Annotated in this window: 22 protein-coding genes; 12 read left to right on the top strand and 10 right to left on the bottom strand. The window is 74.2% G+C overall.

All coding sequences use genetic code 11. The features are described from left to right. The first annotated feature begins 25 nt into the window (after positions 1-25). The gene (locus ACFQH9_RS02555) at positions 26-460 is read left to right on the top strand and encodes a MarR family winged helix-turn-helix transcriptional regulator (protein ID WP_379563750.1); all 435 of its coding nucleotides are present in this window, start codon (positions 26-28) and stop codon (positions 458-460) included. Here ACFQH9_RS02555 and ACFQH9_RS02560 read toward each other — a convergent pair. Beyond that, positions 441-1,802: a DHA2 family efflux MFS transporter permease subunit gene (locus ACFQH9_RS02560; RefSeq protein ID WP_379563752.1), complete on the bottom strand. Its 1,362-nt coding sequence runs from the start codon at positions 1,800-1,802 to the stop codon at positions 441-443. The two genes, ACFQH9_RS02555 and ACFQH9_RS02560, sit on opposite strands and share 20 nt — an antisense overlap. Continuing rightward, positions 1,799-2,383 (bottom strand): NADPH-dependent FMN reductase, encoded by a 585-nt coding sequence (locus tag ACFQH9_RS02565; RefSeq protein ID WP_379563754.1) that lies wholly within the window; start codon positions 2,381-2,383, stop codon positions 1,799-1,801. Before ACFQH9_RS02565 ends, ACFQH9_RS02560 begins: the two co-directional genes overlap by 4 nt. A 65-nt stretch (positions 2,384-2,448) precedes the next feature. Here ACFQH9_RS02565 and ACFQH9_RS02570 point away from each other — a divergent pair, with 65 nt between their 5' ends. Continuing rightward, entirely contained in the window at positions 2,449-3,093 is a 645-nt protein-coding gene (locus ACFQH9_RS02570; RefSeq protein WP_379563755.1) for a TetR/AcrR family transcriptional regulator, read from the top strand. Positions 3,094-3,115: 22 nt separating this feature from the next. On the opposite strand, the gene ACFQH9_RS02575 is transcribed toward ACFQH9_RS02570, so the two are convergent. Both ACFQH9_RS02575 and ACFQH9_RS02580 read right to left on the bottom strand, forming a co-directional pair. Beyond that, entirely contained in the window at positions 3,116-3,454 is a 339-nt protein-coding gene (locus tag ACFQH9_RS02575; protein WP_379563902.1) for a metallopeptidase family protein, read from the bottom strand. Between the two features lie 13 nt (positions 3,455-3,467). After that, on the bottom strand, positions 3,468-4,718 hold the full coding sequence (locus ACFQH9_RS02580; RefSeq protein WP_379563756.1) for a septum formation family protein: 1,251 nt from the start codon (positions 4,716-4,718) through the stop codon (positions 3,468-3,470). Positions 4,719-4,975: 257 nt separating this feature from the next. Here ACFQH9_RS02580 and ACFQH9_RS02585 point away from each other — a divergent pair, with 257 nt between their 5' ends. Genes ACFQH9_RS02585 through ACFQH9_RS02595 form a run of 3 tightly spaced genes read left to right on the top strand, consistent with a single transcriptional unit; the run spans position 4,976 to position 7,319 of the window. Beyond that, positions 4,976-5,644 carry a hypothetical protein gene (locus ACFQH9_RS02585; protein ID WP_379563758.1) on the top strand — a complete coding sequence of 223 codons (669 nt, stop codon included), beginning with the start codon at positions 4,976-4,978 and terminating at the stop codon, positions 5,642-5,644. Positions 5,645-5,647: 3 nt separating this feature from the next. Further along, positions 5,648-6,814, top strand: a complete 1,167-nt coding sequence (locus ACFQH9_RS02590) for a glutathionylspermidine synthase family protein (RefSeq protein ID WP_379563760.1) — start codon at positions 5,648-5,650, stop codon at positions 6,812-6,814. Positions 6,815-6,872: 58 nt separating this feature from the next. Continuing rightward, entirely contained in the window at positions 6,873-7,319 is a 447-nt protein-coding gene (locus ACFQH9_RS02595; RefSeq protein ID WP_379563762.1) for a DUF350 domain-containing protein, read from the top strand. A 48-nt stretch (positions 7,320-7,367) separates the two neighbouring features. Here the strand turns inward: ACFQH9_RS02595 and ACFQH9_RS02600 are convergent, their stop codons facing one another. Next, the gene (locus ACFQH9_RS02600; RefSeq protein WP_379563764.1) at positions 7,368-8,417 is read right to left on the bottom strand and encodes an FUSC family protein; all 1,050 of its coding nucleotides are present in this window, start codon (positions 8,415-8,417) and stop codon (positions 7,368-7,370) included. 58 nt (positions 8,418-8,475) lie between these two features. Here ACFQH9_RS02600 and ACFQH9_RS02605 point away from each other — a divergent pair, with 58 nt between their 5' ends. Beyond that, entirely contained in the window at positions 8,476-8,967 is a 492-nt protein-coding gene (locus tag ACFQH9_RS02605; protein WP_379563766.1) for a MarR family winged helix-turn-helix transcriptional regulator, read from the top strand. 62 nt (positions 8,968-9,029) lie between these two features. Here the strand turns inward: ACFQH9_RS02605 and ACFQH9_RS02610 are convergent, their stop codons facing one another. Beyond that, positions 9,030-10,151: a nucleotide disphospho-sugar-binding domain-containing protein gene (locus tag ACFQH9_RS02610; RefSeq protein ID WP_379563768.1), complete on the bottom strand. Its 1,122-nt coding sequence runs from the start codon at positions 10,149-10,151 to the stop codon at positions 9,030-9,032. 77 nt (positions 10,152-10,228) lie between these two features. On the opposite strand from ACFQH9_RS02610, the gene ACFQH9_RS02615 reads away from it, so the two are divergent. The 4 genes from ACFQH9_RS02615 (at position 10,229) to glf (ending at position 14,113) form a co-directional block, all read left to right on the top strand. Beyond that, a complete protein-coding gene (locus ACFQH9_RS02615; protein WP_379563770.1) occupies positions 10,229-11,053 on the top strand; it encodes an HAD family hydrolase in 825 nt (274 codons plus the stop codon). 285 nt (positions 11,054-11,338) lie between these two features. Next, positions 11,339-11,842 carry a phosphatase PAP2 family protein gene (locus ACFQH9_RS02620; protein WP_379563904.1) on the top strand — a complete coding sequence of 168 codons (504 nt, stop codon included), beginning with the start codon at positions 11,339-11,341 and terminating at the stop codon, positions 11,840-11,842. Next, positions 11,842-12,762, top strand: a complete 921-nt coding sequence (locus ACFQH9_RS02625) for a decaprenyl-phosphate phosphoribosyltransferase (RefSeq protein WP_379563772.1) — start codon at positions 11,842-11,844, stop codon at positions 12,760-12,762. The genes ACFQH9_RS02620 and ACFQH9_RS02625 overlap by 1 nt, the downstream gene beginning before the upstream one ends. Before the next feature lie 157 nt (positions 12,763-12,919). Beyond that, positions 12,920-14,113 carry a UDP-galactopyranose mutase gene (glf, locus tag ACFQH9_RS02630; protein WP_379563774.1) on the top strand — a complete coding sequence of 398 codons (1,194 nt, stop codon included), beginning with the start codon at positions 12,920-12,922 and terminating at the stop codon, positions 14,111-14,113. Here the strand turns inward: glf and ACFQH9_RS02635 are convergent. After that, the gene (locus ACFQH9_RS02635; protein ID WP_379563776.1) at positions 14,110-15,483 is read right to left on the bottom strand and encodes an MFS transporter; all 1,374 of its coding nucleotides are present in this window, start codon (positions 15,481-15,483) and stop codon (positions 14,110-14,112) included. The two genes, glf and ACFQH9_RS02635, sit on opposite strands and share 4 nt — an antisense overlap. After that, positions 15,480-15,923 (bottom strand): MarR family winged helix-turn-helix transcriptional regulator, encoded by a 444-nt coding sequence (locus ACFQH9_RS02640; RefSeq protein WP_379563778.1) that lies wholly within the window; start codon positions 15,921-15,923, stop codon positions 15,480-15,482. Before ACFQH9_RS02640 ends, ACFQH9_RS02635 begins: the two co-directional genes overlap by 4 nt. 234 nt (positions 15,924-16,157) lie before the next feature. Between ACFQH9_RS02640 and ACFQH9_RS02645 the strand changes: the two genes are divergently transcribed. Both ACFQH9_RS02645 and ACFQH9_RS02650 read left to right on the top strand, forming a co-directional pair. Beyond that, a complete protein-coding gene (locus ACFQH9_RS02645; protein ID WP_379563780.1) occupies positions 16,158-17,621 on the top strand; it encodes a hypothetical protein in 1,464 nt (487 codons plus the stop codon). Between the two features lie 105 nt (positions 17,622-17,726). Beyond that, positions 17,727-19,679 carry a glycosyltransferase gene (locus ACFQH9_RS02650; RefSeq protein ID WP_379563782.1) on the top strand — a complete coding sequence of 651 codons (1,953 nt, stop codon included), beginning with the start codon at positions 17,727-17,729 and terminating at the stop codon, positions 19,677-19,679. Positions 19,680-19,730: 51 nt separating this feature from the next. Here the strand turns inward: ACFQH9_RS02650 and ACFQH9_RS02655 are convergent, their stop codons facing one another. Continuing rightward, complete coding sequence (locus ACFQH9_RS02655) at positions 19,731-21,593, bottom strand: glycosyltransferase (RefSeq protein ID WP_379563784.1); 1,863 nt, start codon at positions 21,591-21,593, stop codon at positions 19,731-19,733. Positions 21,594-21,775: 182 nt separating this feature from the next. After that, positions 21,776-24,664, bottom strand: a complete 2,889-nt coding sequence (locus ACFQH9_RS02660; RefSeq protein ID WP_379563787.1) for an arabinosyltransferase domain-containing protein — start codon at positions 24,662-24,664, stop codon at positions 21,776-21,778. Between the last annotated feature and the right edge of the window lie 105 nt (positions 24,665-24,769).

Raw genomic sequence — 24,769 nt, forward strand, 5'->3', positions numbered from 1 at the left:
GTACCATCTCCTAGGATCGTCAAGCGTGACCGAGCCGCTCAACACCGGGGTGCTGCTCTTCCTGCCCTACCGCGCGATGGAGGCGCGGGTGTTCGCGGGGCTGGCCGCGGCGGGGTTCGCCGATCTGAGCCCCGCCCAGGCGCGCGTCTTCCAGCGCATCGCCCCCGGCGGCAGCCGCCTGACCGACCTGGCCGAGCAGGCCGGGATCACCAAGCAGAGCGCGGGCTTCCTCGTCGACCAGCTGGAACGCAGCGGGTACGTCGAGCGGGTGCCGGACCCGGCCGACGGCCGTGCCCGGCTGGTGCGGATCGCGGAGCGGGGGGCCCGCAGCGTCGAGGCCTCGCGCGGGATCGTCGCGGAGGTCGAGGCCGAGTGGACCGCGCACCTCGGTCGCCGGCGGATGGAGCAGCTGCGCGAGATCCTCACCGACCTGCGCGAGATCACCGACCCGTGGCAGTGACCCGACCCCGGACCAGCAGGGCGGCGCCCGCCAGTGCGAACACCGACACGGCCGTCAGGCACCAGAAGGCGGCGGCGAAGGCCGGACGGGTCCCCGCGGGCAGTGTCGCCGCGAGCACCGTGGCGACCAGCGCCCCGCCGACGGCCCCGCCGACCCGCTGCAGGGCGTTGAGCTGCGTGGTCGCGTCGGGCAGCTGGTCGGGGCGGACGGCGGCGTAGGCGGCCACCGTCGGCGGGACCGCGGCGAACCCGATCGCCGCGCCGCGCAGCACGAGCAGGACCTGCGTCGACAGTGGGCCGAGATCGACCAGGGCGAAGGGCACCGTGGTCGCGACCAGCCCCGCACAGCCGGCGACCGCGACCCGTGCGCCGCCGAGCCGATCGGTGAGCCGTCCCGCGAGGGGTGCGGCCACCGCCGTCCCGAGCCCGTGGCCGACGAGCCACAGCCCGGTCACGATCACGCTCGCACCCCGCTCCAGCTGGAAGAGCAGCGGGAACAGCAGCAGCGAGCCGAACAGTGCCGCGCCGGTGAGGGTGGCGCAGGCGGTGGCGGCGGCGTAGCCGCGATCGGCGAACAACCGCAGGTCCGTGAGCGGGCGGGGATGCCGCAGTGTCCGGCGGACGAAGAGCCCGAGGCCCAGGGCCCCGACGGCGAGCGGCAGCGCGAGCTCCCGGTGCCCGGCGGCCGCGCCCCACGCCGTCACGCCGTAGACCAGCGCGGACAGCCCGACCCCGGCCAGGACCAGCCCGACGACGTCGAGGGTGCCGGTCGGCCGCGGCTCCCCACGCGGGAGCACGCGCAGGCCCGCGACCAGACCGGCCGCGCCGATCGGCAGGTTGACGAGGAACAACCAGGGCCAGGACAGCCCCTCGACGACCAGCCCGCCGAGCACCGGCCCCAGCGCGGGCCCGACGCTCACCGCCGAGGCCAGCACCGCCATCACCCGCCCGAGGCGCCTCGGCCCGACCGCCTGCCCGAGCAGGGTCTGCCCGGCCGGCACGAGCAGCCCGGCGGCCAGGCCCTGCACGACGCGGGCGGCGACGAGCAGCCCGAGGGTCGGCGCCGCCGCGCACAGGGCCGAGGCCAGCGTGAAGCCGGCCAGTGCGAGCAGCCACAGCCGCCCGGCACCGATGCGCCGCGCGAGCCAGCCGCACGCCGGTAGCGACACGGCGAGGGCGAGCAGGTAGCCGTGGGCCACCCACTGCGCCCCGGCCAGACCGGCGCCCAGGTCGCGGGCGATCGTCTCCAGCCCGACGCCGACCATCGTCCCGTCGAGCAGGGAGAGGAGCGCCCCGACCACGACGACCGCCGCGATCCGCCGGGTCGCCGGATCGAGCCTCATGCCGGCGCCCGCAGACCCCGCAGTGCGCCGGCCCAGGCCACGACCTCGTCGAGCATCCGGCGCAGCGTCGGTTCCTGGTGCCCGGCCGGGACGATCCGGCCGACGTCGGTCGGGCCGGTGAGCACGAAGTCGGTCATGAGGTTCACGCAGACCTGGGTGCGGACGTCGGCGATCCCGACCTCGGCCAGCACGGGCCGCAGCGCCTCGACGGCCCGGACCCCGCCCTGCACGCCGTAGCCGACCAGGCCGGCGGCCTTGTCCTTCCACTCGGCGAACAGGTAGTCGATCGCGTTCTTCACCGCGGCGGGGAAGGAGTGGTTGTACTCGGGGACCACGAACACGAAGGCGTCGCACCCCGCGACCGCCGCGGCCCAGCGCAGGGTGTGCGGGCGCGTGTAGTCGCCACGGACGGCCGGGCTCGGCTCGTCGAGCATCGGCAGGTCGAAGGCAGCCAGGTCGAGGAGCTCGACGGTCGCTCCGTGGGCTTCGGCGACCTGCTGCACCCAGTCCGCCACGATCCCGCCCCGGCGCTGCGGACGCGTGCTCCCGACGACGATCCCGATCGTGATGTTGCTGTTCACGAGCGGTAAAGTACAACGTGCATTGCAACGTGACAACGATCGTTGTCTCGGGTAGGAAGTGCCGCGTGACGACGACGGGGACCGGGGCGCGGCGGGGGCTCGCGGACAAGCGGCGGGCGATCCTGCGCGGCGCGCTCGCGGTGTTCGCCCGCGAGGGCTACACCCGAGCGAGCATCGACCTCATCGCCCGGGAGGCGGGGGTCTCCACGCGCACGATCTACAACCACTTCCGCGACAAGGCGGCGCTGTTCGAGACGGTGATCGAGGAGAGCGCGGAGCGGGTCGCCGAGGAGCAGATCGCGGAGATGGACCGCCATCTCGCCCAGGTCGGCGACGGTCCGGCCGCGCTCGAGCGGGCGCTGCTGGCCTTCGGCCGCGCGCACGCGCAGCCCACCGCCGGCGAGCACTTCGCGCTCGTCCGGCAGATCCAGGCCGAGGTGCTGCACATCCCGGCCGAGGCCCTCGAGGCGTGGCAGGAGACCGGGCCGCGACGGGTGCAGCGGGCGCTCACGGGGCACATCGCCCGGTTCATGGCCGAGGGCCGGCTGCGCGAGGCGGACCCGTCCCGCACGGCCCGCCACCTGGTGCTGCTGGCCGCGGGCGAGGTGACCGGCCGCTCCTTCCACGGCGCGCTCCCGCTGCCGGGGGCGGAGGTCGAGACGATCGTCGCCACCGGGGTCGCGGCGTTCCTCCGGGCGTACGCGGCCTGACCGGGACGCCGCGCCACGTGGCTCAGCCCCAGCCGAGCTCGTGCAGGGTGTGCTCGTCGATGCCGAAGTGGTGGGCGATCTCGTGCACCACGGTCACGGCCACCTCGTGCACGACCTCGTCCTCGGTCTCGCAGCTCTCCAGCACCGCGTCCCGGAAGATCGTGATGCGGTCGGGCAGGACGCCGCCGTAGTCGCCGGCCCGGTCGGTGAGCGCGACGCCCTCGTACAGCCCCAGCAGCTCCGGCTCGTCGGGGTGCCGGTCCTCGACCAGCACCACGACGTTGTCCATCGCCGCGGTGAGCCGCCGGGGGATCGTGTCCAGGGCGTCGGACACCAGCTCGTCGAACCGGATCCGGCTCATCTCCACCACGGCGTCAGGGTGCCGGAAGCTCCACGGGCGCGGACACCGCCGGGGGCGCGGGGTCGGCCGGATCCGAGGGTGCCGGCGCCTCCGAGCCCGAGGGAGGTGCGGGTTCCGCCGGATTCGCGGGATCCGACGACGGCGGCGCGGCCGGGGTCGGGCTCGTGGTCGCGGACTGCGTCGGCGGGGCGGGCACGCCCGGCTTCGGCGTGGTGGTCGCGGGCGGCGCGGGCCGGTCGCCCACCGTGACCGCGCCCTTCACCGGGCCGGTGACCGGCGCGAACCCGCTGCGGTCCGGCAGCAGCGCCGCCAGGTTGCAGTTGACCTTGCGGGTGCCCGCGTTCCAGGAGTCCTCGGTGACGTTGTCCCAGTACACGGTGAGCTTCTTGTCCGCGATGACCTGCGGCCCGCCGGCGTACTCGCCCGCGATCCGGCTGCACTCCGGCTGCAGGAAGCCGTCCTGGTCGCCGACCGCCGGGAACCCTTCCGGGAACTTCTGCGACAGGTCCACGATGCCGACCGTCTCCACCGCGTGCGGTCCGGCGCAGTCCGTGGGGTCGCCGACCCGCGGCCCGTCGATCGCCAGGCAGGTCCCGGGCTCGTACACCCCGGACTGGTCCTGGTCGGCGGCCCTGCCGGTCAGCGGGTAGAGCGCGCCGGAGCGCGAGGCGCTCTGCACACCGCAGCGCAGCTCGCGGCTGCCCTCGTCCCACTTCTTCTGCGACGGCTTCAACGCGCCCACCCGGAACCTGCCGTTCGGGTCGAACTTCCCGCCGAGGTACTGCAGCACGACCGGCGTGCACCGCTCGTTGACCAGCTGGCGCATGGTCGCGTCGTCCGGCAGGGCCTGCTGGTCGGCGAGCTGCACGGTGCCCGCCTGCTCGAACAGGTGCGGCTGCGTGCAGTCGACGACGGCGGTGTCCGCGGCGTCGGCCCGGGCCCAGTTCAGGCAGGTACCCGGCGTGGTCGGCGGCGGCGGGACGTCCTCCACGTCGGCGGAGGTGCCGTTGGGCGAGGGGAGCGCGGCCAGCGAGCCGAGCACCGGGACCGTGGCGCCGGCGACCGTGTCGAGCGTGGCCACGCCGAGCATCACCCCGGCGCCCACCAGCACGGCCGCGACGATCCGCCGCGCCTGACGGCGGCCCGGCAGCCGCGCACCCCGGCGGGGTGACGCGGGCGGCGGGCTCGTCCGCGGGGAGCGGGCCGGGCGGTCGGCGACGGCGAGGGGGGAGCGGCCGCCGGACGTCGTGGGGAGCTCGTCCATGTCGGCGACCATCTTGCCGTCCCCGTCCGGGCGACCCCGATCCGGTGTCGCCGCGGCTCGGTCATCGGTCGCGCGGGTGCTGCGAGGTGTCGTCGGCCCGCGGCGAGGAACCTCGGTCCGGTGATTGCGCGCGGCGGGAGGCGCCCCGGACCGGGTGAACGGCGTCCCGATCCCGGTCGGGTCGATACCGAGCCGAGACCGAGGGCGGTTCCGTGGGTCCGCCCGGAGCGGATACGGTGCGCACCGGGGGTGGACGCATGACGGAGCACGACGGCCGGGACCAGCCCGGACCGCCGGACGAGACCGGGGAGACCCGGCCCGTCGAGAGGGTCCGCGGCCGCATGACGGAGCAGGACGCCTCGACCACGCCCCGTGAACCCACCCTGGCCGAGCGGCGCGCCCGCGAGCAGGGCGCCCGCCGCCGGGCCGAGGAGGCCCGGCAGGCCGAGGAGGAGGCCGGGCGCCGGAAGAAGCGCAAGCGCATCCTCATCGGGTCCGGTGTCGCGGTCGGCGTGGTCGCGCTGATCGCCGTCGGGTACGCCGTCTCCTCGGACGACGAGGAGGTCGAGGCCCGCTGCGTCGACGAGAACAACGTGGTCGTCGACGACGCCAACTGCGTGACCCCGGCCTCGACCGCCGGCAACACCTACTACGGCGGCGGCGGCTTCTTCCCGATCTTCATCGGCACCGGCGGCCGGCAGTACCACTACAACTACGGCGGCTCCGGCAACGTCGGGCAGGTCGCCACCGGCGGCACCACGGCCGTGCCGAACAACGCCACCGTCCGCACGCCGTCCGGGAAGACCATCTCCCGGGGCGGACTGGGCGTGGGCAGCGGGGGCTCGTCGTCGGGTGGTTCGAAGGGGACGTCCGGCGGGTCCTCGTCGTCGGGCGGCTCGTCGTCCGGCGGAAGCAGCGGGAGCTGAGCGGTGCGCCGTGAACGCGGGGCCGCACGCCCCGGCTGGCAGCAGATCGTGCGGGACCAGGGACTGGTCTACGACGCACCGGGCCGGGACGCGAACGGGCTGGCCCGCCCCTACTGGGACGAGTCCGTGCACTACGTCTTCGAGATGGAGGAGATCCTCTCCCTCGAGGCGGACGTCGAGCTCCTGCACTCGATGTGCCTGGACGCCGTCGACCACGTCGTGACCACCGAGCGGTTCCGGGACTTCGCGCTGCCCGAATGGGTGTGGGAGAAGGTCGCGGCCTCCTGGAAGCGGCACGATCCACACGTCTACGGGCGCTTCGACCTGCGCTACGACGGCTCCGGCCCGGCCAAGCTGCTGGAGTACAACGCCGACACCCCGACGACGCTGCTCGAGGCGTCGATCCTGCAGTGGTACTGGCTCAAGGACACCCACCCGGACGACGACCAGTGGAACTCGCTGCACGAGCGCCTGGTCGAGCGATGGGGCGAGATCAAGGGCGCGCTGCCCAGCTCCGAGGTCCACTTCACCTGGTCCGGCGGCGACTCGACCGGCGAGGACCACGTGACCGTCGGCTACCTGCAGGAGACCGCGGCCGAGGCCGGCCTGGACACGGTGGGCCTGCGCATCGAGGACATCGGCTGGGACGTCGACCTCGACCGCTTCGTCGACCTGGCCGAGGCGCCGATGGCCACGGTGTTCAAGCTCTACCCCTGGGAGTGGGTGCTCACCGAGGAGTTCGGCAAGCACGTCGCGCGCAGCCTGCCCGAGACGCTCTGGCTCGAGCCGCTGTGGAAGACGCTGCTGTCGAACAAGGCGATCCTGGCGGTGCTCTGGGAGATGTACCCCGGGCACCCGAACCTGCTGCCCGCGTACCTCGGCGACCCGGGCCTGCTCACCGAGTACGTGCGCAAGCCGCTGCTGGGCCGCGAGGGCGCCAACGTCGACATCGTCGCGCCGGGCTCGCAGGTCTCGACCGGCGGCGTGTACGGCGAGGAGGGCTACGTCTACCAGCTCTTCGACCCGCTGCCCGAGTTCGACGGCTTCCGGCCCGCGCTGGGGGCGTGGATCGTGGGCGACGGCTCGGCCGGCCTCGGCATCCGTGAGACCGCGGGCCTGGTGACGGACGACGGCGCCGCGTTCGTGCCGCACCGCATCCCCGAGGACTGACCCCGGTCCTCGCCCCGGAACCCCCGCGCTCCCCGTCCCCTTCCTCCCGGAGGACCCCATGACCCTCGCCCTCGACGCGACGTACTTCGCGAACATCGGCCGCGGCGTCGGCGCGATCCTGCTCTACGCGCTGCTCGGCGCGCTGCTCATGCTCATCGGCTTCTGGGCCATCGACATCACCACGCCCGGCAAGCTGAACCGGCTGGTCCGCGACGGCCGCCCGGGCGCGGTGCTGGTGACCTCCGCCGGGATGATCTCGATGGCGTTCATCGTGGTGGTGGCGATCTGGAGCGCCTCGGGCCTGCTGGCCGAGGGCCTGCTCGCGGCGCTGATCTTCGGCCTGGTCGGGATCGTCGCGCAGGTGGCGGCGGTGCGGGTGCTGGAGTGGGTCACCGGTATCCGGATCGGCGAGGTGCTCGCGGCGGACGAGCTCAACGCCGAGGCGTGGGTGGTCGCGGCGGCGCACGTGGCGCTCGGCCTCGTGGTCGCCGTCGCGATCATCTGAGCTCCGCGGCCCGCGTCCGGGAAGGGCGGGTCGGACGACGCGGGAAGGTCAGGCCGTCTCGTGCACCCGCCGCCCGGCGACCGCGACGCGCGCGGGCCGGCGGCGGGCCCGCAGGCCGAGGACGGCCAGGGCCACCAGCACGCCCACCACCGTGGCCACGAGGCGGTCGGTGAGCAGGGTGGCGGTGGGGACCGGGTGCATCGTCGTGCCGACCACCAGCGCGAGCGGCGTGATGAACAGCAGCGCGACCGCGTAGTTCCGCATCACGAGCAGCTCCGCCGCGGTCTGCAGCGCCACCGCGGCGACGACGATCGCCCAGCCCGGCAGGTGCAGGGCCAGCAGCGCCGCGGCCACCACCAAGCCGCCGAGGGTCCCGCCCACCCGCATCACGCCCCGGGTCACCCGCGCCCGCGAGCCCGCGACGGACAGCGGGACGACGGCGGCGACCAGGGCCCAGTACACGTGCTCCACGCCGAGCAGCACGGCCAGCGGCGCGGTGATCGCGCAGGCCAGCAGCACCTCGAGCACGATCTCCCGCCGCACGGCCTCGCGCGGCGGGACCGCGACCAGCGGCGTCCGCCGCCGCACGTGCCCGGGCAGCAGCGCGCCGGCGCTGCCGACGAGCACCGCGAAGCCCGCCGAACCGGCGGCCACGGCCACGACCTGCAGTGCGGCGGGGAGACCGAGCGGGTGGGCCCCGGCGAAGGCGCCGGCCGCGAACACGAAGAAGAGCGGCCCGCCCGGCTTCCACCCGACGACCTCGCCGCCGATCGTCCCGGCCACCGCCACGCCCACCAGCACGAGCAGCGCGAGCCAGGGCGAGGCCGGCAGGTGCGCGGCGAGCAGCCCGACCGCCACGCTCGCCACCAGGCCCACGCCGGTGACCGCCTGGACCGCCGTGCGCGCCGGCACCGTCAGGTTGCGGCCGTAGATGGCCGCGAAGGCGCCGAAGGTGGCCGCGCCGAGCAGGTCCAGCCGACCCAGCGCGAGCAGGACCAGCATCGGGACGCCCACCGAGATCCCGCATCGCAGTGCGGGCCGGTGCGCCCCGGCGTGGGCCTCGAAGCGGACCAGTTCACGGACGAGCGTCCCCTGCACGCATACTCCTTTCACCGGTGTAGCAATTTACTTCACCGGTGTACGAAAGGGGAAGCCAGTGGCGGCGGACCGTGACGCGATCGACGACATCCAGGCCACCTGGGCACTCCGGCGCCCGGAGCTCGACACCGGACCCCTCGCCGTCGTCGGACGGATCCTCCGGGCCGCGCGGTTCCTCCAGCAGGCCGCGGACGACTGGCTGGCCGACGCCGGCGTGACCCGCGCGGAGTTCGACGTCCTCAGCCAGCTGCGCCGCACCGACGCCCCGCTGCGCCCCGGCGACCTCACCGCGGGCGTCGTGGGCTCCCCGGCCGCGACGACCAAGCGGCTGCACAAGCTCACCGCCGCGGGCCTGGTCACGCGCACCCCGGACCCCGACGACGCGCGGGCGGCCCGGGTCGCGCTGACCCCGGCGGGGGAGCGGCTGGTCGACGACCTGCTCCCGCGCCAGATCGCGGCCGAGGCACAGCTGCTCGAGGCCCTGACCCCCGACCAGCGCGAGTCGTTGGCCGGCCTGCTGCGGACCGCCCTGCTCGCCTGGGAACCGTGAGCCGCGGGAGTCGCCGGAGCGACCCTCGCCCTTCACGACGTGGTCGACCGGAGATCGCCGCCTCAGCCGAGGGCGGCGACGTCCGGCACCCGGGCCTCGGGCGGCGGCATCGCGTCCAGCTCGGTCCGCACCGCGCGGGCGTTGGCGGCCAGCTCGCCGTCGGCGGCCAGGCGGCGGAGCGCCTCGGCGGTGACCTTCCCGGACAGGCCCGCCCCGCGCCGGGCGACGAGCTCGGCGTTGTGCCGGCGGTCCCCTGCTCCGGGCACCGCCAGCTGCGGGATCCCGGCGGCCAGCGCACCGATCGCGGTGCCGGACCCGCCGTGGTGCACGATCGCCGCGCACAGCGGCATCACGTCGGTCAGCGGCACCCAGCCGACCGTCCGCACCCGGTCGACCCCGCGCGCCCGGCGCTCGATCCGCGGCTCCGGCCGGACCAGCACGATCTCGGCGTCGACCTCGGCCGCGGCGGCCAGCGCCGCCGCCACCGGGTCGGCGCCCGGGCCGGGCGCGGTGCTGCGGGAGACGAGGATGCGGGGCCGGTCCGCGGCGTCCGAGGGCACCCGCAGCCAGGCCGGGATCTCGCCACCGCCGCGCTGCACCGGCCGCATCGGCAGTCCGGCCCGCTCGCCGACGACGCTGGGCGGCGCCGTCGTCAGCACCACCTCCGGGGCCGGCAGCCCGCGGTCCTCCAGCCCGTGCCGGCGCAGCGCACGCTGCATGACCTTCGACGCCGCGGTCGCCCGGACCAGCGACGGGCCGTCGAACAGCGAGTTCTCCAGCAGCACGGTGGGCAGGTCGTGCCGGGCCGCCGCGACGGCCCCGGCGACCGCGAGCGGCTCGTGGACCACGACGTCGGGCCGCCACTGCTCGACGACGGTGACCAGCCCGTCCGTCAGCTCCTCGTTGACCGCGCCGAACAGCCGGGCCACCATGCGGGTCCCCGCGGTGCCGTTGAGCTCGGCCCGGGCGTCGAGGGGATGGGCCGCCATGACCCGGGCGGCGATCCGGGCGAAGGAGAGGCCCCGCGCGACGTCGATCACGGGGAGGTCGCCGGTGTCGGCGCCCATCGCGTCGCCGCCGGTGGCGACGAGCACGTCGTGCCCCGCCTCCCACAGCGCCTCACCGAGGGGCAGCAGCGGCAGCAGGTGCCCGGTGAGCGGCGCCGACACGATCAGCACGCGCATACCCGCACGCTATCCCGGAGATCGCTCCGGCCGCTCCCCGTACGCTGGGGACGTGTCCGGGCGGATGGAGTAGAACGATGGAGGCCCCGCGGCTCGTCGCGAGCGACGTGGACGGCACCCTGCTCGGCGAGGACCACGAGGTCAGCCCGCGCACGGCGGCGGTCGTCGGCAGGCTGACCGCGAGCGGCGTGCCGTTCGTGCTGGTGACCGGCCGCCCGCCGCGCTGGATCCCGCCGGTGGCGACCCAGCTCGGGGTGGTCCGGTACGCGGTGTGCGCCAACGGCGCGGTGCTCTACGACGTCGAGGCCGACCGGATCGTCGGCTCGCGTCCCCTGCACCCCGAGGACCTGACGCGGCTGGAGCAGGCCGTCGCGGAGGCGCTGCCGGGCGCCACCCTCGGGGTCGAGCGGGTGGGCGAGCACGCCTTCGACGACCAGGTGGCCCAGTTCGTCGCCGAGCCGGACTACGAGCACGCCTGGCCGGGCGGCGGCCCGCCGACCGAGGCGCGCGACCGGCTGCTGGCCCATCCTGCGGTGAAGCTGCTGGTCAGGGCGAAGGGGCTGTCGAGCGACGCGATGGCCGCCGCCCTGCAGCCGCTGGTCGGCGACACGGTCGACATCACCTTCTCGCACCCGGGCGGGCTGATCGAGGTGGCGCCCGCGGGCGTCTCCAAGGCCACCGGGCTCGTCGACCTCCTGGAACGCACGCCGGAGTTCGCCGGCATCGCGCCCGAGGAGGTCGTCGCCTTCGGGGACATGCCCAACGACCTGGCGATGCTCCGCTGGGCGGGGCACGGGGTCGCGATGGGCAACGCGCACCCGGAGGTCGTGGCCGCGGCGGACGAGACCACCGCGACCAACGTCGACGACGGCGTCGCCCTCGTCCTGGAGCGCTGGTTCTGACCGGTCCCGGCGCCGGGCTGACCAGCGGGGACGGGCCGCCCCGGCACGCCGGACCGTGACGCGCGGGGCGTCCGCGTAGCATGGCTGCGCCGTACACCCCGCAGATCGGCGCCCGCGGAGTCCCCGCCGCGCGCGCGAGGAGGCCCGCCCGTGACCGACCGGTCGCTCGACGTACCGGCCGAGCCGGACGCACCCGCGGATCCGTCCGGCACCCCGTCCGGGACCGCCGCGGCGTCCGCCGACCCCGGTCCGCCCGCCGACGCCGTCCCGCCGGTCGCGCCCGAGCTGCGGGTGCTCGCCGCCGTGCAGCGCGGGGTGGCCCGGCCGCGGACCGTGTCGGTGGCGCGGGGCATGTCGCACTTCGGCGAGCACGCCGGGGGCTGGCTGGCGCTGGGGCTCGTCGGTGCCGCCGTCGACCGCCGCCGGCGCGGCGAGTGGCTCTGGTCCGCCGCGGCCGTCGCCTTCGCCCACGGGGCGTCCATCGGGGTCAAGCGCGTGGTGCGCCGGCCCCGTCCCGAACACCCGTCGGTCGAGGTGCTGGTGGGCACCCCGAGCCGGCTGTCCTTCCCGTCCTCGCACGCCACCTCGACCACCGCCGCCGCCGTGCTCTACGGCGGGCTGCTGCGGTCCCGGACGCCGCTGGCCGTCGTCCCGGTGATGGCGCTCTCCCGGCTGGTCCTGGGCGTGCACTACCCGACCGACGTGGCGACGGGGACGGCGCTCGGCGCCGGCGTCGCCCTCGCCGCCCGGCGCGTGATCCCGCGCCTGATCCACAGGAAGAAGCGCTGATGACCAGCACGGACGTACCTCCGGTGGTAGAGGCTCCGCGGCGGACCCCGATCGGCCTGGCGACCGGCGTGCTCAGGACGATGCGCCCGCGCCAGTGGGTCAAGAACGTCCTGGTGCTGGCCGCCCCGTTCGCCTCCGGCGACCTGTTCCAGGGCGCGGTGGCGGTCAAGCTGGCGATCGCGTTCGTGGCGTTCTCGCTGGCCGCGTCGGGCGTGTACCTGGTCAACGACGCCAAGGACGTCGAGGCCGACCGCGCCCACCCGACCAAGCGCAACCGGCCCATCGCCGCCGGCATCGTGCCGCTCCCGGTGGCCTACGCCGTGGCGGCGGTGTGCTTCGCGGCGGCGATCGCGCTGTCGCTGCTGGCCTCGGTGCAGCTCCTGATCGTGCTGGGCGTCTACGTCGGCGTGCAGCTGGCCTACTGCTTCTGGCTCAAGCACCAGCCGGTGCTCGACATCTGCATCGTCGCCTCCGGCTTCCTCATGCGCGCCATCGCCGGCGGGGTCGCCGCGGCCATCCCGCTCTCCCAGTGGTTCCTGCTCGCCGCCGGGTTCGGCTCGCTGTTCATGGTCGCCGGCAAGCGCTACGCCGAGATGATGCTCGCCGAGCGCACCGGCGCGAAGATCCGCAAGTCGCTGGAGTCGTACTCCCCGTCCTACCTGCGGTTCGTCTGGGCCCTGTCGGCCACCGTGCTGATCATGACCTACGGCCTCTGGGCCTTCGAGATCCGCGAGGCGCACCACAACTCGGTGTGGTCGGTGATCTCCATCGTGCCGTTCGTCGTCGCGGTGCTGCGCTACTCGGTCGACGTCGACAACGGCGACGGGGGTGAGCCCGAGGACATCGCCCTCGGGGACCGGGTCCTGCAGGTCCTCGCCCTCGCCTGGATCGCGATGCTGACCCTGGCGGTCTATCTCTGAGCCGCCGGGCCACGCCCGCCTGATCCCCTTCACCCGTCCGGGACGTCCGTGTCCGGGCGGGTGTCCTGGAGCGCGTGGGTCATGGATCGTCGCGGATCGCTCCTCGTCGGGCGACCGGTCACGGGCGCGGATCACGTCGCCGCTACCCTCGGTGCCCGTGACTGACGCACAGTTCGATCTGGTCGTGGTGGGCTCGGGCTTCTTCGGGCTGACGATCGCGGAGCGCGCCGCCGCCGAACTGGGCAAGAAGGTCCTGGTGCTCGAGCGGCGCTCCCACATCGGCGGCAACGCCTACTCCGAGCCCGAGCCCGAGACGGGCATCGAGATCCACCGGTACGGCGCGCACCTCTTCCACACGTCGAACAAGCGCGTGTGGGAGTACTGCAACCGCTTCACCGAGTTCACGAACTACCAGCACCGCGTGTTCGCGCGCTACCGGGACCAGGTCTACGCGTTCCCGATGAACCTGGCGCTGATCAACCAGTTCTTCGGGAGGTCGCACACGCCGGACGAGGCGCGCGCCCTGATCGCCGAGCAGGCCTCCGAGGTCGACACCGCCGAGGCGGAGAACCTCGAGGAGAAGGCGATCTCGCTGATCGGGCGCCCGCTGTACGAGGCGTTCGTCAAGGGCTACACGGCGAAGCAGTGGCAGACGGACCCGACCAAGCTGAGCCCGTCGATCATCACGCGGCTCCCGGTCCGCTACACCTTCGACAACCGCTACTTCAACGACACCTACGAGGGGCTGCCCGTCGACGGGTACACCGCGTGGCTGGAGAAGATGGCGGACCACCCGAACATCGAGGTCCGGCTGGACACGGACTACTTCGCGGTCCGCGACGAGCTGCCGGTCGGCGTGCCGACCGTCTACACGGGCCCGCTCGACCGCTACTTCGACTACAGCGAGGGCGAGCTCTCGTGGCGCACGCTGGACTTCGAGACCGAGGTCCTGCACGACACCGGTGACTTCCAGGGCACCTCCGTCATGAACTACAACGACGAGGAGGTCCCCTTCACCCGGATCCACGAGTTCCGGCACTTCCACCCGGAGCGGGACTACCCGAAGGACAAGACGGTCATCGTGCGCGAGTACTCGCGTTTCGCCGAGTCCGGCGACGAGCCGTACTACCCGGTGGGCACGCCCGAGGACCGCACGAAGCTGGAGCGCTACCGCGAGCTGGCGCGCAAGGAGACCGCGAACCGCAACGTGCTGTTCGGCGGCCGTCTCGGCACCTACAAGTACCTCGACATGCACATGGCCATCGGCTCCGCGCTGACCATGTTCGACAACCGGATCACCCCGCACTTCGTCGAGGGCAAGGCGCTGTCCGGCACCGAGGCCGAGGACTAGGCGTCGCCGCCGACCTTCCGCAGCGAGCGGTCGGCGAGGGTGACGGCGAGGAGCACACACGCCACGGCGAGCAGGAACGCGGCAAGGTGGTGCAGGCCGGGGGTGTCGGCGCGCTCGGCGAGGAAGGCGCCGTTGCCCACGGACGCGACGATCGCGCCGAGGTAGCCGAAGGTCCGCAGCAGCCCGGCCGACGCGCCGGTCCGCTCCGGGTCGGCCTGGTGGTAGAGCGCGTTCTGGTTGGCCAGGCCGACCAGGCCCTGCGGGATCCCGACGAGGACCGCGAGCCCGACGATCAGCCAGAGCGGGGTGCTGCCGCCGAAGGTCAGCAGCGCCGCGCAGGCCAGGACCTGCGCCGTCGCCCCGACCAGCAGCTTGCCGCGCACCTCGGGACGCCGGCCGGTGACCGCGGAGACCGCGACCGCCGTGACCGACATCGGCAGCAGCATCAGCCCGGTCACCGACGCGGACAGCCCGCGCCCCTCCTCCAGCCACTGGGTGTAGCCGTAGAGGAAGGCGTAGGCGACGACGTAGCTCAGCAGCGTGCGCCCGTACGTCGCGAGCAGCGGGCCGTTGCCGCCGAAGACCCGCAGGTCGAGGAACGGGTCGCCGCTCCGCAGCTCCCACCGGGTGAACCCGGCACCGGCCGCGACGGCCACCGGCAGGAGCCACCATCGCTCCGGTTCCATGAGGAACAGCAGCAGCGCGACGAGCGTGGTCGCGAAGAGCGCGATCCCGGTGACGTCGATCCGGGGTGACGGGCCCGTGCGCGGAGTGCGCGGTAGCCGCCACGCCCCGAGCGTGAAGGCGACGACCGCCAGCGGCACGTTCACGGCGAACACCGCCCGCCAGCCGCCCAGGCCGATCAGCAGGCCGCCCAGCGTCGGCCCCACCACCGAGATCGTCTGGGTCGATACGGACAGCACGGTGAGGATGCCGGCCGGGCTCGCCAGTCCGGTGCGTCGGGACTCGCTGCGGATCAGGTACATCGCCGCGGGATATCCGGCGCAGGTCCCGAAGCCGAGGAGCACCCGGGCCAGCACCAGGACCCAGAGCTGTGGGGACAGCGCACCGACGACGCCCGCCAGCCCGACGAGCGTGGTCGCGACCAGGAACAGCGGCCGCGGCCCGTAGGTGTCCACCAGGCGCCCGACGACGGGCTGGCCGATCGCCGTCGCCAGGTACAACCCGGACACCAGCCACGCCGTCTCCGCCGGGGGCGCACCGAAGGCGATCCCGATCGGCACCAGAGCGACGGCGACCATCGACGAGTTGATCGGGTTGAGGATCGCGCCGAGGATCATCGGCGCGATCAGCCTGCGGTCGAAGGCCCCGTCGTCGGACCGGCGCACGCGGTCGAGCAGGGCACTCACCGTCCCACCAGCCTCTCGAGCAGGGCAGCCGCCTCGATCAGCGTCTGTCGCTCCCGCTCCGTGAAGTCCTCCTGCAGGCGCCGGGCGAGCCATTCGCCGCGTGCGGCCCGGTCGCCGGCCGCGCGCTCGCGCCCCGCGGCCGACAGCGTGATCAGTTGCCGGCGCCCGTCCTCCGGGTCGGGGCGGCGCTCGATGAGCCCGTGCCCGTCGAGCGCGGCGAGGATCGTGGCCATCGACTGCGGCCGGACGCCCTCGGCGGCGGCGAGCACGCTCGCGGACGAGTCCCCCTCCTTGGCGAGCCGGGTGAACACGGCCGTCTGCGACGGGGTCAGCCCCGCGCCCTCGCCCGACGCGACCTCGCGCAGCCTGCGGCGCAGCCGTCCGACGACGGCCCGCACGTCCTGCGACGCCCGCAGCGCCGACTCCGAAATCTCGTCCACGAGGTCGACGGTAGAACTAGACAGCTTAAACTGTCCAGTTTTGCCTGCGTAGATGTGACTGACGAGTCGGGCAGGCCGGGTTCGTCCCGCTCCGTCCGCCGGTCGTCGATCGAGGGCGGCCGCTGCCCGACGACGATCGCCTGGCCGGGCGGGTCGGGACGCGATGATCCGTACGGTCGTGCGTATGGCGGTTCACCGGACGTCCACCCGCCGTCGGCCGGACGGTCACGCGAGGTGAGGGCTGCGCGGCTGCGCGCCCTGCGCGCCCTCCCCGCCCGGGCCCGTGCCCAGTTCCGCCGGCTGCGCGAGCTGCCGGTGCAGATGCGGGAGCTCGACCGGCACCTGTCCGCGATCGACGTCGAGCTGCACCGCACCCGCGAGGAGCTCGGGGCGGTCCGGTCCCGGCTCGACGAGGTCGGGTCGACCGTCGACGGCGTGCCCGACCGGTACTCCGAGCTCCGCGACTCCATCCACCTCGTGGCCCGCCGCGCGACCCTGCACCGGACCCCGATCCGCGTGCTGTTCCTCGCCCACGTCCTCGGCTCCTGGGACTCCACGCACCCGTTGGTCGAGGCGATGCAGGCCAGCGACGACTTCGAACCCGTCGTCGCGTCGATCCCGCGCCGCTTCCGCGGCTCGGACGGCTTCTACGGCGAGGCGGAGGTGCACGAGGGCCTCACCCGGCGCGGCGTGCCCCACCTCCGTCTCTCGGCGGGCGGCGAGCAGGACCTGCTGCAGCTGGTCAAGGCCATCGAGCCGGATGTCATCTTCCGGCAGTCCCAATGGGACGCCGACGTGCCGGACGAGTTCGCGACGGAGCGGCTCGGCTTCGCCCGGACCTGCCTGATCCCGTACGAGACGATGAACATCGTCCGCAACGTGCCGGGCCAACGAACGTCCAACAGCGCCGTCGACGCTCCCTTCCACCGTGCGGCCTGGCTCGTCTTCTGCGCCAACGACCTGATGCGCGAGACCGCGGTCCGCGACGGTGCCCGGGCGGGCACGCAGTTCCGGGTCGTCGGGCACCCGAAGGCGGACCGGCTGCGCGCGGCGGTGCCGCAGTGGCCGCTGACGGACGATCGCCCGGGGCGGCCCGGGCGTGTCGTCTGGTCGGCGCACCACACGATCGCGCGCGGCTGGACGGACTTCGGCGTGTTCCATCTCATGCGCACGGAGATGCTGGAGTGGGCCGCAGGCAGCCCCGACACCGAGTTCGTGTTCATGCCGCACCCGGCGCTGCTGCCGTTGCCCGACGCGACCGGCTCCCCGATCTCCCGGGCCGAGTTCGACGACTGGATGCGGGCCTGGTCGGCGCTCCCGAACACCACGGTGCTGTCCGAGGCGGAGTACGGGCCGACCCTGGCCGCGTCGGACCTCATGATCACGGACGGGCTGTCGATGCTGGTCGAGTACCAGCTGTTCGGGAAGCCGCTGGTGTTCGTGGAGCGCGAGGGCCACCGCCCGTTCAACGAGATCGGCCGGCGGGTCGTGCGCGGGGTGCACACGGTGCACGGGACCGACGAGGCGCGGCGCCTGGCCGACAAGTTCCTCTCCGGTCACCCCGATCCGTTGCGCGACGCGCAGCGGCGGAACGTGGACGAGCTCTTCGGCGCGGGGAACAGCGCGCAGCGGGTCCTCGCCGCCCTGCGCGAGGAGATCGCCAGGGAGGCCGCCGGCACCCGGTCGTCGGTGTCCTGACGCGGCGTGGCTACCCTCGGCCACTGCCCCCGCCGGTAGCGAGACACCGAGGACCGAGTGACGACCACCGTGCCCAGTACCACCTCGGCTGAGAAGCCCGCCTCCGTGCCCACGCGCGGAGGGACCGCCGACACGCTGCTGCAGCGGATCATCCTGCCCCGCCCGGCGGACCCGCTGGCGGTGCGCGCGCTCTACGTCGACGAGCGGACCGGCACCACCCTGGCGCCGACCGAGCCGACGCCGGGGTCGCAGGAGAAGCCGATGACGCTCACCGTCTCGGCGAGCACCGGGCGGGCGTTGCGCGTCACCTCGCGGACCTCGGCCGTGCTGCCGGCGCAGAGCGAGGTGTCCTTCGGTGCCTACTTCAACGGCTTCGCCGCGGGCTACTGGCGTGCCTGGTCGACGCTCACCGACATCCGGCTGAAGCTCTCGGTGGAGGGCTCGGGCCGCGTCGACGTCTACCGGTCGAAGGCCGACGGCTCGCACATCTACGTCACCGGACAGCGCGTCGAGGGCCGGCAGGACCTGGACCTCCCGCTGGACCTGCGCCCCTTCGAGGACGGCGGCTGGTACTGGTTCGACCTCACCACGGACGCGGGCGAGCTCGTCCTGCACGAGGGCGGCTGGCACGCACCGACGGCCGCGCCCGGCCGCGCGGCCGTCACCATCGGCATGCCGACCTTCAACCGGCCGGCGGACTGCGTCGCGACCCTCACGGCCATCGGCGAGGACCCGGACGTGCTCGCGGCCGTGACCGCGGTGATCCTGCCCGACCAGGGCACGCAGAAGGTCCGCGACCAGGCCGGTTACGAGCAGGCCGCCGCGGTGCTCGGCGACCGGCTGCGGATCGTCGACCAGCCCAACCTGGGCGGGTCGGGCGGCTACGCGCGGGTGATGTACGAGGCGCTCGGGTCGACCGACTGCGAGCAGATCCTCTTCATGGACGACGACATCCTGCTCGAGCCGGACTCGATCCTGCGGGCCGTCGCGTTCTCCCGCTTCTCGCGCGAGCCGATGCTCGTGGGCGGACAGATGCTCTCGCTGCAGGCGCGGTCGCAGCTCTCGACCATGGGCGAGGTCGTCGACCGCAACACGTTCATGTGGCGGGTCGCGCCGGACACGAACCCGCACCACGACCTGGCCGAGCAGACCCTGCGGCAGACGCCGTGGCTGCACCGACGCGTCGACGTCGACTACAACGCCTGGTGGATGTGCCTGATCCCGCGGGCCGTCGCCGAGGACCTGGGCCTGCCGCTGCCGCTGTTCATCAAGTGGGACGACGCCGAGTACGGCCTGCGGGCCCGCGGCCGCGGCTACCGCACGGCGACCGTGCCGGGCATCGCGATCTGGCACATGTCCTTCATCGAGAAGGACGACTCCAGCGACTGGCAGGCCTACTTCCACTACCGCAACCGGTACGTCGCGGCGGCGCTGCACGGCCCGGACTCGCCCAAGGCGCTGCTGCAGGAGTCGTTCAAGCGCACCCTGCGGCACCTGATGCTCATGGAGTACTCGGCGGTCGCGCTGCAGATCAAGGGGCTGAAGGACTTCCTGGCCGGCCCCGAGGCGCTCTTCGCGAAGCTGCCGGTGGTGCTCGGTGAGATCCGGGCCGAGCGCGCGGAGTACGACGACGGCCGCCCGCTGCAGTCCGCGACCGAGGTGCCGCTGTCGACCCTCGACGCGCTGGGGGCCCAGCTGTTCCCGGAACCGCCGGTCGGCAAGCTGAAGGTCGGGCTGGGGCTCGCCAAGGGCGTGCTGCGCAACCTCAAGACGCCGGACGCGGCGCACGCCGAGGTCCCGCAGCGCAACGTGCCGTGGAAGCAGGCCCAGTGGTTCGTGCTGGCCGGGCTGGACTCGGCCACGGTGTCGACGCCGGACGGCCGGGGGGTCACCTTCCGCCGCCGCGACCCGCAGCTGTTCAAGCGGATGGTGAAGGAGTCCTTCGAGCTGCACCGCGAGGTCGCGCGCCAGTGGCCGCTGCTGCGCACCCGCTACCGCGACGCGCTCGCCTGGCTGACCAGCCGGCAGGCGTGGTCGGAGGAGATCTTCGACCGGTGACGCCACAGTCCGGCCGCCCCGGGTGGGGGCGGCCGGACCGGGCCGGCCGAGCTACTCCGCGGTGTTCCCGGCCTTGTCGTCGAGGCCGTACAGCCGGGCCCAGTTCGCCCGGCTCGTCAGCTCCGGCACCGCCGCCCGGTAGCGCTCGGCCACCGCCGGGCCCTCGGTGTGCAGCCGGCGCATCGCCTGCAGACCGCGGCGGGCCAGGGCGATCAGCTTCGCCTTGTCCCGCTGCCGGATCCGGACGCCCTGCTCGCCCATGTCCGTCACCACGGCGCGCTCGAACAGCCCCACGTGCCACCAGTGCGCGTCCCCGGCGGGGATGAAGCCCATGCGGTGCGGCACGCGGTCGAGCAGCTGGTAGACGGCTCGCTTGACCCAGGTCAGGCTCTCGTTGCTCGGCTCGCCCCCGGCTCGGTGCACCGTCAACGCCCGGAAGTCCTCGGACAGCTCGGACATCTTGTGCACGGTGGTCTCGGGGTAGTCGGCGCGGACCCGCCGGATGCGCGCCGCGGACCCGACCGAGCCGTCACGCAGGATCTCCGGGCCGTCGAGGAAGTCCTCCACGGCCTGCAGCAGGGTCGCGGACAGCCCGTAGTGCATGCCGATCAGGTAGACCGAGAGCAGGTGCCGGATCCGGGCGTTGATCGTCTTCGTGGAGAAGCCCGTGTGCAGCGCCGCCATGATCAACCCGTTGCGCAGGTTGAAGTAGCGGTGCCACTCGTCCCAGTCCTTCCACCCGAAGTCGCCGTGCCACACGCCGGCGCCGGGCAGGGAGACGGTCGGGAATCCGGCGGCGCGGGCGCGGTAGCCGTACTCGATGTCGTCCCACTGGAAGAACAGCGGCAGGGGGTAGCCGATCCGGCGGACGATCTCGGCCGGGATCAGGCAGGACCACCAGCCGTTGTACTCGGTGTCGGCGCGCCGCTCCTGGTTGATCGGCAGCAGGCGCTCGTCGAGCCCGAGCAGGTAGGCCTCCTGCAGCGCGCCGGGCACGGGCAAGCCGACCTTGAGGTTCTCGGGATCGGCGTACTCGGCCGAGATGTGCAGGTGCGCCGGGTGGAGCAGGTTCAGCATCTGCCCGCCGACGATGGTCGGCCGGGGCGTGCAGGCCCCGAACGAGGTCAGCCGGATCAGCAGCTCGGGCTCGAGCATCACGTCGTCGTCCATCAGCAGGACGTCGCGGTGCTCCTCCGGAGCGCCGGCGGTGGCCTCGTAGAGGCCGCGGGTGAACCCGCCCGCGCCGCCGAGATTCGGCTGGCGGAGGTAGACGAGCTTGTCGCCCAGTGCCTTCGACACGGCCGTGAACCGGTCCCGTGACTCCAGCGGGTCGCTGCCCTGGTCGACCACCCGCACCGCGCCGATCACGGCGAGCGCCTCCGGGTCGTCGGCCAGCGCCTGCATCGTGTCGAGGCACTCCTCGACCCGGTTGTAGGTGCAGATCACGATGTCGGTGTCGGGCACCGGGCGCGGGGCCAGGACGCTCCAGCGCACCTCCGACACCGTGAGCTCACCGGTCTCGGTGGTGATCTCCAGCCACATGCCGCCGCCGTCGAGGAAGCGGTCGATCGGGGCCGACAGCCGGACCTCGCGGGTCTCCGGCCCGGCCGGGGTGCCGACGTCGACCGCGTCGACGATGCGGGAGACCTTGTTGGTGTCCGAGGCGAGCAGCCGGATCCGGCCCTCGCCCGCCGCGCGCGCGGTGACCTCGACCCGGTCGACCGCCGTCCAGCGCTGCCAGTAGGTGGCGTGCAGCCGGCCGAAGTAGGTGTTGGTGCCGACCCGGGTGCCCGGGGTCAGGTGGACCCGGCCGCGCTCGCGGCGCGCCACCCCCTTCTCGACCACGGAGTAGAGGTCCTCGGGCGCGAGCGCGGAGGGGCCGAAGAAGAGCCCGCGCTGCACGGTCAGCCGCACGGGGCCTTCCGGGCGTCGCTCCGCGGACGCCGGTGCGGCCAGGGGTACGTCCGGCGACTCGGATGTGCGAAGCATGGGTTCGGCTCAGTCCTCCGGTGAGGGGGGCCCGGCGGAGCCGGACCGAGGGTGTCGGTGCGCCCCATTGTGGTGTATGACGCGCGTCGCAGACGGCCGGGCGCACCTCACCCGACGGGATCGAGACCGGGCACACGGGTACGACCCGTGTGTGCCCAGCCACTGACCGTGCGGTCGGTGACGTGCGGCACCGCGGCCGCCAGCGGTTGCCGCGGGACCCAGCGGTACACCTGGGCCGCGTCCCGGGTCGGGTCGCCGGTGAGGTAGGTGGCCAGGCGTTGCTCGGTCACCAGCGTCCGCGCAGCGGCGAACGGTCCTCCGTAACTCGGGGCGTAGGTGATCCCGGCCGAGTCGTCGGCCTGCGGTGGTGCGACCCGCCACTGCGGGAGCGCCGTGGTGCCCAGGGGCAGCGGCGCCGGGGTCAGGCAGGGGAACACGAACGCGACGGGCCAATCGAGGATCGCCTCGGTGCCGGGTCGCAGGACCTCGTCCATCGGCGTGAGCCGCGGGACGCGCGGCAGGGTGGCGACGGCGGGGATGTCGACCGGTTCCCGCACGTCCACGACGAGCCGGACCCGGGTCGCGCCCTCGGGTGCGAGCAGCCGGGTGTCCCGTGGCACGGGACCGTCCGGCCGCAGGGCGGTGCGGGTGAGCGGCTCGCCGTCCTCGCCCGCGAACTCGGCAGCCAGTGTGTCGCCGGGACGCAGCGAACCCGCGACCGTCACGACGACCGGGAGGGAGCGGTCCCGCTGCGTGGGGTCGAGCGCGAACCACGCCGTGTCCCCGGTGCCCCGCGCCCGGATGCCGGGCAGCTCGGTGCCGCCCGCGTCGACCGGTTCCGGCGGCAGGGCGGACGGACCCGGCAGCGCCGGCAGCAGGCCCGCCGCGGGGTCGGTCTCGACGGACAGCCGCTCCTGCAGCCCGCACGGGGCTCCGCGGGCGGTCGAGAGCGCGTCGGACAGGAGCGTGTAGCTGTCGCGGTGCTGCCAGCCGGTCCGCGCGAACGACCCGACCTGCAGCAGCACCACCGCCGTCAGCAGCACGGTGGTCACGGCGGCGGGGCTGGGCAGCCACCGCGGCAGCCGTACGGTGCCGCCGCCCGAGCGTCGCCAGGCGAGGACCACGAGAGACGCCGCGACGACCACGAGCCCTGCGACGAGCCACACCGGCGCGAGCTCGATGCCCGCGACGAAGGGCGGCATCGTGCTCCAGGTCAGGGCCCACCAGTCGGAGACGAAGGGCCAGACGTTCTGCCCCGCCAGCACCAGCGAGCCGGCGACGGCGAGCGCGCCCAGCCCGGCGAGCCAGGGCGTCGTCCGGCCGGCGAGCGCCCGCCGCCCGAGGGCCACGATCCCGACCAGCAGCACCGCTGCACCGATGCCGGCGAGGTCGCCGAAGTGCTGGGTCCACTTGGTGGGCGTGGCGGTCATGGAGGCGAGTCCCAGCAGGAACACCACGGCGATCCGGCGCGTGGGCCCGGCCGGGATCCGGCGGCCGGCCGCCCACAGCGCGACCACCGCCGCGAGGATCGTGAGCAGGACGGGCGTCCGCTTGGCCAGCGAACCCTGCAGGTCGTCCTGGGTGAGCAGCAGCGCGTAGCGGTCGAACTCCTCGTACCAGGGCTGGCCGCCGCCGATCAGCGTCCGCACCCGGGTGGCCTCCAGCATCGCCGCGAGGCTCTGGTCGGAGACCATGAGGAACACCGCCGCCGCGGGCCCGGCCAGCAGCACGAGCACGAGCGGCACCGGGCCCAGCCCGCTGCGGCGCAACGTCCGCAGCACCGGGACCAGACCCGCGAGGACCGGGGCGAAGGCCATCAGCCCGCCCGGCGTGACGGCCGTCGTCACGCCCGCGACCGACAGGGCCAGGACCAGCGGCGTCACCCGTCGCAGCGCGACCGCGCGCTCCACGGCGACGACCACCAGCACCGTCCCGGCGGCGACCCACGGCTCCGGGCGCAGGCCGAGCGTGTACGGCAGCCACCAGGCGAGGAAGGTCAGCGCGGAGAGCCAGGCGACGCCCCGGCCGGCGCGCGGCAGCAGCCGGGGCACCACGCAGCGGGAGAGCAGGGCCCAGGTCACGAGCCCGAGCAGGATCGACGGGAGCCGCATCCAGACCGTCGCCGCCGAGACCTGGGACCAGGCGTAGTAGAGGTCGTAGAACCAGCTGAACGGGGCTTCGGGCGCGTTCAGCCAGCGGTAGACGTTGCCGACGAACCCGCTGGTGCCGCGGTCCCGGACGATCCCGGCGATGTAGCCGTCGTCGACGGTCACGGGCCCGGACACCCACCACACCGCGAGCGTCGCCGCGACCACGAGGTCGGTGGGTCGCGGCCGCCACCAGCCGCGGGGCAGCACCCGGACCCGGTGCCGCCGCTCGCCGCGGGCGAGCACGACGACCATCGCGAGCAGTGCCAGCACCCCGACCACGGCCGGCGCGGCCTTGAGCGGGGTGATCGTGGTCTGGAACCGGGTGTCGGCGGTGAGCTGCACCCGCAGGCCCGAGGTGTCCCGGGCGTCGGTGAGGACCGCGGCGACGGCGGGTCGCAGGTCGCCCGGGCGGGACACGACCGGCGCGTCGTCGAGCAGCAGCGTCGTGGCCGTGGTGTCGCTGCGGAACTCGACGGTGCAGTCGCCGGCCGGCAGGGGCACCGGGTCGAGCTCGACGCCGGCCGTGGTCACACGCAGCGCGTCCCCGGCGACCTCCATCCGCAGACCCTCGAGCGGGATCGCCCGCGGGTCCGGCGCGGCGGGGGTGGTGGCGAGGAGCGTGCCCTCGCCCAGCGCGCGGGCGGCGGCGCAGGTCGTCCCCGCCGTGAGGGAGACGGGCTGGTAGGGCATCAGCGGCAGCGCGGAGGGCACCGCGCCCGGTCCGCCCCAGTCGTACCGGACCTCCGGCTGCACCACGGGCGCGAAGGGGAAGGCCGCCGCGCACGCGAGCACGACCAGGCCGAGCAGGGCGGCGAGGACCCCGCGCCGCCGCGGGGCGACGGGCACCGGAGGGTCCTCCCGCGTCGCGTCGGGGGCGGAGCGCGCGGGGGAGACCACCCGGACACAGTGCCAGCCCGCCCGCGACACGCCGCGGCCCGGGGCCGCGGGTCG

The organism is Pseudonocardia lutea (assembly GCF_042658055.1).
GTDB classification, from domain to species: Bacteria; Actinomycetota; Actinomycetes; order Mycobacteriales; family Pseudonocardiaceae; genus Pseudonocardia; species Pseudonocardia lutea.

Excerpts from the sequence above, each read along its gene's own strand:
- ACFQH9_RS02560 (WP_379563752.1), bottom strand. The coding sequence starts at position 1,802 with ATGAGGCTCGATCCGGCGACCCGGCGGATCGCGGCGGTCGTCGTGGTC.
- ACFQH9_RS02575 (WP_379563902.1), bottom strand. The coding sequence starts at position 3,454 with ATGAGCCGGATCCGGTTCGACGAGCTGGTGTCCGACGCCCTGGACACG.
- ACFQH9_RS02580 (WP_379563756.1), bottom strand. The coding sequence starts at position 4,718 with ATGGACGAGCTCCCCACGACGTCCGGCGGCCGCTCCCCCCTCGCCGTC.
- ACFQH9_RS02585 (WP_379563758.1), top strand. The coding sequence starts at position 4,976 with ATGACGGAGCACGACGGCCGGGACCAGCCCGGACCGCCGGACGAGACC.
- ACFQH9_RS02595 (WP_379563762.1), top strand. The coding sequence starts at position 6,873 with ATGACCCTCGCCCTCGACGCGACGTACTTCGCGAACATCGGCCGCGGC.
- ACFQH9_RS02610 (WP_379563768.1), bottom strand. The coding sequence starts at position 10,151 with ATGCGCGTGCTGATCGTGTCGGCGCCGCTCACCGGGCACCTGCTGCCG.
- ACFQH9_RS02615 (WP_379563770.1), top strand. The coding sequence starts at position 10,229 with ATGGAGGCCCCGCGGCTCGTCGCGAGCGACGTGGACGGCACCCTGCTC.
- ACFQH9_RS02625 (WP_379563772.1), top strand. The coding sequence starts at position 11,842 with ATGACCAGCACGGACGTACCTCCGGTGGTAGAGGCTCCGCGGCGGACC.